This is a genomic window from Mesorhizobium sp. WSM4815 (assembly GCF_055811575.1).
In genome coordinates, this window is the sequence record NZ_JBVVQS010000086.1 from 102698 (window position 1) to 114583 (window position 11886).

8 protein-coding genes are annotated in these 11886 nt (G+C 62.2%); 3 read left to right on the forward strand and 5 right to left on the reverse strand.

Features of this window, described 5'->3' with window-relative positions:
• Positions 1-220: 220 nt before the first annotated feature.
• Positions 221-2242, forward strand: coding sequence for an ABC transporter ATP-binding protein/permease (locus AC0L2B_RS10080; RefSeq protein WP_473745213.1), 2022 nt, complete (start codon positions 221-223; stop codon positions 2240-2242).
• A 108-nt stretch (positions 2243-2350) separates the two neighbouring features.
• Here the strand turns inward: AC0L2B_RS10080 and AC0L2B_RS10085 are convergent, their stop codons facing one another.
• From AC0L2B_RS10085 to AC0L2B_RS10095, 3 genes are all read right to left on the reverse strand, one after another.
• Positions 2351-3730: an aspartate aminotransferase family protein gene (locus AC0L2B_RS10085; RefSeq protein ID WP_473745192.1), complete on the reverse strand. Its 1380-nt coding sequence runs from the start codon at positions 3728-3730 to the stop codon at positions 2351-2353.
• Between the two features lie 69 nt (positions 3731-3799).
• Positions 3800-3913 carry a capsid protein gene (locus tag AC0L2B_RS10090; protein WP_287066439.1) on the reverse strand — a complete coding sequence of 38 codons (114 nt, stop codon included), beginning with the start codon at positions 3911-3913 and terminating at the stop codon, positions 3800-3802.
• A gap of 54 nt (positions 3914-3967) precedes the next feature.
• Positions 3968-6037 carry a prolyl oligopeptidase family serine peptidase gene (locus AC0L2B_RS10095; RefSeq protein ID WP_473745193.1) on the reverse strand — a complete coding sequence of 690 codons (2070 nt, stop codon included), beginning with the start codon at positions 6035-6037 and terminating at the stop codon, positions 3968-3970.
• 140 nt (positions 6038-6177) lie between these two features.
• Between AC0L2B_RS10095 and AC0L2B_RS10100 the strand changes: the two genes are divergently transcribed.
• Entirely contained in the window at positions 6178-6735 is a 558-nt protein-coding gene (locus tag AC0L2B_RS10100; protein ID WP_473745194.1) for a hypothetical protein, read from the forward strand.
• A gap of 100 nt (positions 6736-6835) precedes the next feature.
• Here the strand turns inward: AC0L2B_RS10100 and AC0L2B_RS10105 are convergent, their stop codons facing one another.
• Positions 6836-7996 (reverse strand): MFS transporter, encoded by a 1161-nt coding sequence (locus AC0L2B_RS10105; protein ID WP_473745195.1) that lies wholly within the window; start codon positions 7994-7996, stop codon positions 6836-6838.
• Between the two features lie 124 nt (positions 7997-8120).
• A complete protein-coding gene (locus tag AC0L2B_RS10110; RefSeq protein ID WP_473745196.1) occupies positions 8121-9989 on the reverse strand; it encodes a phospholipase D-like domain-containing protein in 1869 nt (622 codons plus the stop codon).
• A 228-nt stretch (positions 9990-10217) separates the two neighbouring features.
• Between AC0L2B_RS10110 and AC0L2B_RS10115 the strand changes: the two genes are divergently transcribed.
• Positions 10218-11795 (forward strand): trimethylamine methyltransferase family protein, encoded by a 1578-nt coding sequence (locus tag AC0L2B_RS10115; protein ID WP_473745197.1) that lies wholly within the window; start codon positions 10218-10220, stop codon positions 11793-11795.
• Positions 11796-11886: the final 91 nt, after the last annotated feature.

Consider the following 11886-nt stretch of genomic DNA (forward strand, 5'->3'; position numbering starts at 1 on the left):
TGGGGAGGGTTAGGGTGGGGGTCCTCTTCGCAAGAATCCAAATGCGATTGCCCTGCCCCGCGCGAGGGTTCGGTGAGCGCGATCAGAGATCTCCTGAAGCGCATCAGTCCTGTGGCAAGATTGTCGACAGGCTCACGACCGCATCCGCGCTGACGTGGAGATCAAGCGGCTTGAGCGGACATCATTGAAACCTTCTGATTTCCAAGCCGTTATCGCCGGTATGTCCGGGGCTAAATCCAAGCCGAAATCGGTCTCCAAATCACGCGATGCCGAGAAGTCGCGCCAGGAGAAGCAATCGACCGTCGAAGCCGCGTCTGAGACCGTCGGCGCGGCCCCGCCGCCGCTGGAGTTCGTCGAACCCGATCCGGAGCTGACCCCTGAGGAGGCCGAGCAGGCGCGCAAGAGATACTTGCTGAGGCGTTTCTGGATCAGCGCGCGCGGTTACTGGGGCCGCGGAGGCGATAGGCGGGCTTGGCCGTACACGATCGGCCTATTGCTCCTGATCGTCATCAATGTCGGCTTCCAGTATGGGATCAATGTCTGGAATCGCGCAATTTTCGATGCCCTTGAGCAACGCAATGCGCGCACCGTCTATGTCCTGAGCGCCGTTTTCGTGCCGCTCGTGCTCGGAAGCGGAAGCCTTGTCGTTGCACAGGTCTTCCTTCGCATGACGATGCAGCGCCGCTGGCGTTCCTGGCTCACCAACGCGGTCATCGCGCGGTGGCTTGCAAGCGGCCGCTACTTTCAGTTGAACCTCGTCGGCGGCGACCACCAGAACCCTGAAGCACGCATCACGGAGGATTTGCGGATTGCCACCGAATCCCCGGTCGACTTCATCGCCGGTGTCATCAACGCGTTTCTGTCGGCCTCGACCTTCATCGTGGTGCTCTGGACGATCGGCGGGGCCCTGACTCTGACGATCGCAGGTTCGACGGTGACCATTCCCGGCTTTCTCGTCATCACCGCGGTGCTCTATGCCGCGATCACATCCACCTCGATGGCGGTCATTGGCCGCCATTTCGTCCACCTCTCCGAGGAAAAAAATCAGGCGGAAGCCGAATTCCGCTACACGCTGACCCGCGTGCGGGAAAACGGCGAGAGTATCGCATTGCTCGGCGGCGAGGAGGAAGAGCGTAGCGGCATCGACAAGACGTTCGCCTATGTGCTCAGGCAATGGGCGCTCCTTACAGGTCAGCACATGCGCACAGCGCTGGTATCGCAGGGGGCGAGTCTGTTTGCGCCTGTCGTGCCGGTTTTGCTTTGCGCTCCAAAGTTTCTCGAAGGCGGCATGACACTTGGACAGGTCATGCAGGCTGCCTCTGCCTTTGCCATTGTGCAGGGCGCGTTCGGATGGCTGGTCGACAACTACCCCCGTCTCGCCAATTGGAACGCCTGTGCACGGCGCATCGCCTCGCTGATGATGTCGCTCGACGGGCTCGAGCGCGCGGAGCAGAGCAACACGCTCGGACGCATAAAGCGCGGCGAAGCCGCAGGCGATGCGATGCTCAGCCTGAACAATCTCTCCGTGTCGCTCGACGATGGCACCGCCGTGGTCAAGGAAACCAAGGTCGTGATCGAATCAGGCGAGCGGGTGCTCGTCGCCGGCGAATCCGGCTCAGGCAAGAGTACGCTGGTGCGGGCCGTCGCAGGTCTGTGGCCGTGGGGCGGCGGCAGCGTCAACATCCACGCCGACAGACGGCTGTTCATGTTGCCGCAACGGCCTTATGTGCCCACCGGGACGCTTCGCCGCGCAGTCGCCTATCCAGGCGCCGCCGATCGCTGGACGCTGGACGAGATCAAGGCTGCCCTCGACAAAGTCGGGCTCGATTATCTGAACGACAAGATCGAGGACGACGCGCCATGGGACCAGACCCTGTCGGGTGGCGAAAAGCAGCGGCTCGCCTTCGCGCGTCTTCTGCTGCACAGCCCCGATATCATCGTGCTGGATGAAGCAACGTCAGCACTCGATGAAAAGAGCCAGGACAAGATGATGGAGATGATCGTTCACGAATTGCCGAAGGTCACCATCATAAGCGTCGCGCATCGCGCCGAGCTGGAAGCCTTTCATAGCCGCAAGATCACATTGGAGCGGCGCGAGGGCGGCGCAAAGCTTGTCAGCGATATCGATCTTGTCCAGCGCAAGAGAAGACGGAACTTGCTTGCGCGATTTATGCGGCGGCGCGCCGTACCGAAGCGCAGCACGACCTTGAGCAAAGCGGCGCTGCCCGAGACAAAAAAGTGAAATCCGCCGATCGGGCCTCGGTTCTTGGTGAGCGGCTCCTCCGGCTGGCAGAATCCGGCATTCAAACGCCGGGCGTCCGGCCGCAGGACGCCCGGCGATCCTTCTACCTTATTGCTTGCGCAAATCGGCCTGCGCCAGATCAAGCGCCTTGGCGATGCGGCTGCAGGCCATATCGATCGTCTCGCGCGTCCAGATCAGCGGCGGCGACAGGATCATCGTATCGCCGGTGGCGCGCAGCATCATGCCCTGGGCAACTGCGTGGTCTCGGACGGTCACGGCCGCGCTCCCGGCCGGCAGGAAGCGCGCCTTGGTCGCCTTGTCGCTGACGATCTCGATCGCCGCCATCAGGCCGATCGAGCGCACCTCGCCGACCAGATTGTGCCCGCCGACGTGCTCCTGCAGCGCCTTGGCGAAATAGGGTCCGGTGTCGTTCTTGACCCGATCGACCAAACCTTCCCGCTCGATGATCTCGAGGTTCTTCAGCGCCACGGCGCAGCCCACGGGGTGGCCGGCATAGGTATAGCCGTGATTGAACTCGCCGCCCTTCTCGACCAGCGTCGCGGCGATGCGGTCACCGACCAGCAGCGCCGACAGCGGCTGATAACCGGAGGTCAGCGCCTTGGCGGTGGTGATGGTATCGGGCTCGATGTCGAATGTCTGAGCTGCGAACCACTCGCCGGTGCGGCCATAGCCGGTGATGACCTCGTCGAGCATCAACAGGATATCGTATTTGCGGCAGATGCGCTGCACTTCCGGCCAATAGCTCATCGGCGGTATCTTCACGCCGCCTGCTCCCATCACCGGCTCGCCGATGAAGGCGGCGACCTTGTCGGCGCCGGCTTCGAGGATGGCATCCTCGACGGCCTTGGCCGCGCGCAGGCCGAAATCATGGTCGCTTTCGCCGGGCAGAGCCAGCTCATAGGCATAAGGCATCATCACATGGACGATGTTGGGAACCGCGCCGTTGAGCTGCTTGTGCATCGGCTCCATGCCGCCCAGCGACGTGCCGGCGATGGTCGAGCCGTGATAGGCGCTCTTGCGCGAGATGATGCGGTTCTTCTCCGGCTTGCCTTCCAATGCCCAATAGTGGCGCACGAGGCGCAGCGCCGTGTCGTTGGCCTCCGAACCGGACGAGCCGAAGAACACCTGGTTGACATGCTTCGGCGCCAGTTCCGCCAGCTTTTTGGCCAGCAGCACCGGTGTCGGGGTCGAGCATTTGAAGAAGGAATTGTAGTAGGGCAGTTCCTTCATCTGGGCGTAAGCGGCGTCGGCCAGCTCATCGCAGCCATAACCGATGTTGACGCACCACAGCCCAGCCATGCCGTCGAGGATTTCCGTGCCTTCGGAATCGTAGATGAACGGCCCGTTGGCGTGGGTGATGATGCGTGAGCCGGCCTCGCGCATCTCCTTGTGGTCGGTAAACGGATGAAGGTGATGCGCAGCATCGATCTGCTGAAGCTGCTTCAGCGAATAATTCTGATAGGTCATGTCTGATCTTCCTCTTGAACCAATCCGGCAATTGCAGACAATCCGGCAATTGCAGCGGGGGCGGATTCGTCAGAGGAAGGCGGGCGGCGAATAGCCGATGCGGGCGCAAAGCCGCAAAAGCTCGGCGCGAAGCGTGCGCGGCGACGGCGTCACCGCCACCCCAAATGCGCATGATGCCTTCATCCGACCCATGCAGCATCTTAGGCGGTCTGATGCGCTCAGTTCAAGCCGTTCCGTTCAAGCCGTTCCGGCCAGCGCCCGTTGCAGGAAGACATACTTCATCGCCGCCTGTGCCGCTTGCGGCCGGCGATCGCCGCGCCCGCCATGGCCGCCCTCGGTCTCCTCGAAAAACAGCGTCTTCGCGTGGCCGGCAGCCTGCAGCCGCGCCGCCATCTTGCGCGCATGGCCGGGATGGACGCGGTCGTCGGCCGTCGATGTCGTCAGCAGCACCGGCGGATAGGCGGCATCGGGCTCGACATGCTGATAAGGCGAGTAAGCCGCCAGCGACGCGGCCTCTTCCGGCTTCGCCGGATCGCCATACTCGGCCATCCAGGATGCGCCGGGCGGCAGCTCGGTGTAGCGCAGCATGTCGAGCAGCGGCACGTCGATGATCACCGCACCGAAAAGCTCGGGATGCTGGGTCAGCGAAACGCCGGTCAGCAAGCCGCCATTCGAGCCGCCCTGGATGCCAAGCGTCGCCGGCGTGGCGATGCCGCGTTTCACCAGGTCTTGCGCGACCGCGGCGAAATCGTCGAAGGCGTTCTGGCGATTGGCCTTGAGCGCGGCCTGATGCCAGTTCGGACCGAACTCGCCGCCGCCGCGGATACTGGCCTGCACATAGGCATTGCCCTTTTCCAGCCACAGCCGGCCGCGCACGCCGGCATAGCCGGGCAGCAGCGGCACTTCGAAGCCGCCATATCCGTAAAGCAGCGTCGGCACCGGCCCGTTCTGGTCGCGCCGCCTGACGACGAAATAAGGGATTTTGGTGCCGTCCTTCGAGCGTGCCTCGAACTGTTCCGAGACCAGCGACGACGCATCGAAACGCGCCGGCTGCGATTTCACCGTTGTCAGCGTCGCAGCGTTGTCGTCCGACCAGATGATCGAACTCGGCGTCAGGAAATCGGTGAAGGAGAAGGACACGCTGGAGCCGAACCGCTCGGCGTGGCTGATGCCGACACTGCCGTTTTCGGGCAGCGCCACCGGCTGCAGCGACCAGCCGTTGCCGCTGCGATCGCAGGCGACGACCTTGCCGCGCACATTGTCCATCAGATTGATGAACAACCGGTTCCGCGTGCGGGCAATCCCGGCAATCGAGACACGATCCGCCGGCTCGTGCACGGTCTCGACAGGTCCGAGCACATTGGTCTCGATCCAGCGCGCGAAGTCCAGCGAATAGAGGCCATCAGGCTTGCACAGCGTGCCGTCCGGCGCCGTCCACGGGCTGCGCACTCCAAAGACGAACTGATCCCTGAACAGCACCGCGTCGGTCACGTCGTCCGGCAACGGGATGCGCCTGTTTTCACCGGAGGGCAGACGCAGAAAACTGTGCGAGGCAAAAAAATCGAGCGTCCGGGTCAGCAGAAGATGACGCTTGTCGCCGTCGAATTCGAGGGAACCTCCGGCGGCGAGATCCTGCTTCTGCGCCTCGAAAATCGGCGTCGCATCCTCCAGCCTGGTGCCGCGCTGCCAAAGCTTGACAACGCGCGGATAACCGGACTGGGTTTTTTCGTCTTCTTCGAAAGCAGCCGAGACGATGACCGTGTCCTTGTCCAGCCAGTTGAAGCCCGACTTCGATGCAGGAGCACGAAAGCCGCCCTCGACAAAGGACTTGCTGTCGATGTCGAATTCGCGCATTTCGCTGGCGTCGCCGCCATCCGGCGACAGGCTGAGCAGGCAGCGGCTGAAATCGGGGTAAAGCCGGCTGGCGCCGCTGAACACCCATTTCACACCCTCTTTGGCTGACAGACTGTCGAAGTCGATGATCGTCTCCCATTCCGGCTTCTCGGTCTTGTAGGAAGCGACCGGAGTGCGCCGCCAGAGGCCGAGCACGTTGGTCTTGTCCTGCCAGAAATTATAGACGTGGCCGTTGAGCGCAGACCCGACGGCAATGTTGTCTTCGGCCGTCATCAGGTCCAGTGCGGTTTGGAAGCAGGTCTGGTAGGATGGATCGCCCTGCAACTCGGCGACCGTGATCTCGTTCTGACGGTGAACCCAGTCGAGCGTTTCCTTGCCCGTTCTGTCCTCCAGCCAGAGAAAGGGATCCTCAGTCGCCGAATTGGGACGCGTCTTTGTGTTCGAACTGGTCATGTGGTCTCCGATAAATTCGTCAAGGCTCGGCAACGTCGTCTTGCCACTATCGGTATTCAACTTGGAACGCAAAAGGAGCCATTGCGCTGTTGGCCTCCTAAGGTGGGGCCGCCTGCCGCCGGCAGGCCACGAGGGAATCCATGCAACATCTGTACATTGCCAAAGAGAAGTTCGGTCCTTTCAGCGGCACTGCGTGGACCATGTACATAAACTGGTCCGGCCTCACCCAATTAAGCGAGGTCGTCTCACTCGATGGAATGCTCGGGCCGGTCGCGCTGGGAGAGGTAAAGGACAGCTACTGGCCCCATATTGTTAACGAGGACTACATGCTCGATTTCTTTGTGGACCTGGACTTCCTCCTTTCGGAGTTGGCCGATCCGGGCGACTTGAATGTCCTTAATGTGATCCGAAGACCATCGCTTGAAGTGCGTTCACTCGACTGGAACGGATTTACCTTCCTGGGCTACGACTTGTTGGATCAAGACGTCTCCATAAGCGCTCTGACCAACTGCGGAGGATTTCCTGACGTGTTTGCGAACACGGAACTGTCCGATGTTGGATTGATACCCGATTTTGATCGTGCCGTTGAAATTCGAGACCTCCTACGCAGGATGCATCCCTCTGAACACCATGCCGAGTGTGATTTATGGGCCATTTCCAGATGGCAAGGAAATGAAGGCACCCCGCAATTGTATTAATGCATGTCGCGCAAAAGTGTGCAGCGGTTTTGCGGTAACGACATGCATAAAAACAACAACCTAAAGCGCGTCGCATGAGGCCGTTCAAATGCGACGCGCTTTAGACCGCTCGCCCCCGCAATACGGTTGTGACCGCCAACGCCAGACAAATGGCGCCAAGCGTGATCGGCAGGCCGTCCGCACCGAGAATATCCATGGCGCCGCCCGCCAGCGGCGGCACGGCGATGCCGCCGACGCCCCACATTAGCGAGAAGGCAGCGTTGCCGGCGACCAGTGCCGAGCCGGTGAACCGCTCGCCGAGCTCGATGATCGACATCGTGTAGATACCGTAGGAAACCGCACCCCAGACAAACACGCACGGCCAGATCAGCGGCGTCTCGATGAGAACCGGCAACAGCACGCATCCAAGCACCGTTAACGATACACAGATAAATCGCACCAGACGCGCCGTCAGCCGTTCCGCCAGCAGGCCGAGCGGCACCTGCATGGCGATGTTGCCGGCGATCATCATCGACAGCAGCGCCGACATGCGCGCCTCCGCGATGCCATAATGCGCTCCGTAGACCGGCAGCAGTGCCAGCACCCCCTGTTCGAAACCGGCGGCCACCACCACCGCCGACAGCAGCAGCCATGCCATCGGCATGAACCCCATCACCGAAACCTGGTGCCCGGCTTCATCGACCTTTGGCAGCCGTCCCAGCACCAGCGCCAAGCAGACGCCGCAAAAGACGAATGCGGCGATGCCGACGAGAAACGGCGGCCATCCTTCGGTGCCGACCGCGAGCAGGCACAGCGGGCCGGCCGCGAAACCTGCCGAAATGACTGTAGAATAGATGCCCATCACGCGACCGCGGCGCGCCGGAGGCGCCAGCGCGATCACCCAGATCTCGCTCAGCACATAGAGCGGATTGGTCACCGCGCCGATCAGGAAGCGCAGTGGAAACCAGAGATAGACATTTTGCGTCCAGCCGATCAGCGCCAGCATGATCGCGGAAAGGGCCGCGCAGGTGAGCGCCGTGCGCCCTGCCCCGAACCGGCGCGCCAGCGCCGGGATAAGCGGCGACGAGACGATAAAGCCGACCGGCGTCATTGCCGCCGACAGGCCGATCATGGCCGGCGAGACGCCCTGGCGCTGCAGGATGAAGCTCAGCAGCGGGTAGCTCAGCCCTTGCGCGATGGCGAACACCGAAACGGTGGCGATCACGCCGGTGATCGCCGCCCACTGCATTGTCTGGTCGCTGTTCTGTTCCGCCCGGTCCATGATCCGCACCACGAAACCTGCACGATTAGCGGTTCGGCGGCGTGCCGGGAAGCACCGGCGGCAGGAACCGCTTGCGCCAGCCAGAGCATGCCTTGTTAAGGACTCCGCGACGCCATTCAGGCCACTACGGAAAATACCGGGCAATCGCCCCCTTCCTGCCCTCCGCGTAAGGCTTCAGCCACTTGTCGTCGATGGAGAGCCCGTCATTGTCCGACGGTCCTTCTCCAATCGTTCTGCGCCAGGCGCGGAACTTGTAGTGGTCGAACACGTCGAGCATATGCACCGCAAAGGCCGCAGCGAACGTCTTGTCGCCTTCGACGATCACCATGTTCTCGTCGTTTTCATAGGACGCCTTGTAGCCAAGGTTGTGGCTGCCGGCGATGACGGTCGCATTGTCGGCCATCGGATCGATGATCACGATCTTGTCGTGCACGATCGCATGGCCGACGGTCAGCACTTCCGCCTGGAAATCCCGCGCAACGGAGGCCCCCGTCAGGTTGGCCGCCCTGACGATGGAGACGTTCGGCGCCTCCCAGACCTTCTCCGGAAAGACGAATGGCGATTTGCCGTCCTTGTTCGATTTGTTGGTGACTGGATCCCGGGTCGAAGCAATATAGTTGGGCATGGCGGTGTGATCGCTGATTGCGCCCTGCACGATCAGCTTTGGATTCGCCGTCGCCGCCGCGACCGCCTGATCGATGACCGAATTGTTGCCAAGCCGCGACGGATTGAACACGAGAAAGAGCACCGCCTGCTTCGCCGCCTTGATCCGTTCGAAAACATCTTCGAGATCGACGGGCCGCACCGAGATGTCCTTTTTGCTGCGGTCGGGATCGTTTGGCGAGAACCAGATGGTGGTCCCATCGACATGGTTCGGTGTGCGATTCTTCAGGCGGAACGGCCTGCCTTGCTTCTGCGCCACACGTCCGGCGGCGCTATCGCTCGCCGGCGGCGGGAACACGTCGGCCTTCATCCGTTCCCAATAGGCATCGAACACTTCGGCCATGGCAGGGTCGTCGCGGATGAAGGCGTTGTTGGACTGTCCGCAAATGCCCGTCGACGTCCAATTGGTGCTGCCGGTCATGACCGCTTGCGGATTGCCCTGGGCGTCGCGGTAGACGGCAAACTTGTTATGGCCGATATGGTTGTTGTTGAACAGACGATGGGTCAGCACGACGCCGGCGTCGCGCAGCCGCTTTCTGAAGGGCGCGTTGCCCGCGTCCCACGCCTTGGTTTGTTCATCCCTGCCCGAATTCGAAAGAATGACGTCGACGACATCCTTGGCGTCGATGATCGCGTCGCACAACTCGTCATCGCCAAGCTCGTAGAGGGCAAGCCTGACAGTGCCGCCCTCGGCCTTGGCCCGTTTCATCAGGCTGGTGAGCACATCCGGAACCTCGCCGTGAAGGTAGGCGCGTATCTTGCTGCCGGGACGCTGAAGCTCGGCCCTGATCTTGTCGCGCTGCCCGACCTTGATGCCGGCGTCTTCCAGCGCTCGCGACAGCCATTGCGTCGAGAGCACGCCGTTGGTGAAGGCGAGCCGCGCCTTGCCGAACATCGATCCCAGGAAGATGGTCGGGCTGACGGCGCCTTGTCCGAGATAGCCGAGCGGCCGAGCCGCTCCGCTATAAGCTTTCTCGGGGCGCACCGGCACCGGATCGAGGCCGGGCCGCATGTCGCCGACCGGACGCACCCGGTAGGCGACCAATTCGCCATCCGGCCTGATTTCGACGCTGTCGCGGCGCCGCCGCACCGTAAGATCGCGCCAGAATGTCTTCTGCACCGGCCAGACGCCGGTATCCTGCGGAATCCAGTCCTTGTTGCGTTGCCCCCGGAAAGGCACCCAGGACGCCAGACAGCGTTCCTCGCCGGTGCCGGGATAGATGCGGACGATCTCGAAGCCGAGACAGCCGTCGATCATTTCGTCAATATCCCAGGCAATGAAAGCGACTTCGTTGTTGGTCGCTGCACGCACGCTGATAACATCCGACACGGAAATAGTCTCCCTCAGGACGGTTTGTATTCAATGTACTTACTCAATATGACGTAATCGCAACGTGACATGTTTCACAGTTCGGGCACAGATCTGGATTCGCCTTGGTGCGTCCGGCTGGCGAACGTCCATGTCGCTTCCCTCGTCCTAGTGGTCGCCGCCTCCGCAATGGCGGGACGGCGGTCGGTCCATTATGCCGTCGCACCGTCGCAGCGTACGAGGACTATCATGACCGCCGCCCTTCATCCCGCCGAACCGGCATTGGCAAACGACCGCGCCCGTCGTGGCGGCCGCGCGGGCAAGCGCGCCGGCGCAGCGGCGGCGTTCGAGCAGCCGCCTTTCCGTCAGCTGAAAATCCCGCTGACGCCGACCAGGCTGATCTCCGACGACGAGCTGGAATCGATCCACCTCGCCTCGCTGCGCGTTCTCAGGGAAATCGGCGTCGACGTGCTGCACGACGAGGCAAGGCGCATCATGAAGGCGCATGGCGCGGATGTCCGCGAAGGCAGCGAGCGGGTGCGCTTCGACAGCGACATGATCCTCGAGCTGGTTTCGCACTGCCCGTCGGAATTCACCATCCATGCCCGCAATCCGGCGCACAATGTCCGCTTCGGCGGCGACAACCTGATCATCTCGATGATGGCGTCGGCGCCCAATTGTTCCGACATCGACCGCGGCCGCCGCCCCGGCAACCAGCAGGACTACCGCAACTTCCTCAAACTTGCGCAGATGCACAACATCCTGAACTGCACCGGCGGCTATCCGGTCGAACCGATCGATATCCATCCGTCCGTCCGGCACCTCGAATGCATCCGCGATCTGAGCGTGCTGACCGACAAGGTGTTCCACATCTACTCGCTCGGCAAGGAGCGCAATGTCGACGGCATCGAGATCACCAGGATCGCGCGCGGCATCAGCGACGAACAGCTTCTCGAACAGCCGTCGGTGTTCACCATCATCAACACCAATTCGCCGCTCAAGCTCGACGTGCCGATGATGGAAGGCATCATCCAGATGTCGAGCAAGGGCCAGGTCGTCATCGTGACGCCGTTCACCCTGTCGGGCGCCATGGCGCCGGTGACCATCGCCGGTGCGCTGGTGCAGCAGAATGCCGAGGCACTGTCCGGCATTGCCTTCGCCCAGATGGTGCGCAAGGGCGCGCCCGTCGGCTATGGCGGCTTCACCTCCAACGTCGACATGAAGTCCGGCGCGCCGGCCTTCGGCACGCCGGAATACATGAAGGCGCAATTGGTCGGCGGCCAGCTCGCTCGCCGCTACAACATCCCCTACCGCACCTCCAACACCTGCGCCGCCAACACGGTCGACGCACAGGCCGCCTATGAAAGCGTGTTCTCGCTGTGGGGCGCCATCCAGGGCGGCGGCAATCTGATGATGCATGCGGCCGGCTGGCTGGAAGGCGGCCTGCGCTGCTCCTACGAGAAGACCATCCTGGACATTGATCTGCTGCAGATGGTGGCGGAGTTCCTGACCCCACTCGACCTCTCCGAGGAGGCCCTCGGCTTCGACGCCATCCAGTCCGTCGGTCCGGGCGGCCATTTCTTCGGCACCCAACATACCCAGGACCGCTACAAGACCGCATTCTATTCGCCTATCATCTCCGACTGGCGCAATTTCGAGACCTGGGCGGAAGCCGGATCGCCGACAGCCATCGAAAAAGCCAATCGGGTGTGGAAGGAGCGGCTGGCCTCCTATGAAGAGCCCTACATGGACCCGGCTATCCGCGAGGAGCTCGACGCCTTCGTCGACAAACGTCGGTCCGAAGGCGGCGCGCCGACTGATTTTTGATCGATTGATGAACAGTCGAGCCCCCCACCCACACACCGAGCAAGGCGCAACCAACACCCAGACAGCGGGCGGGACTGCTGGCCGGGTGTTT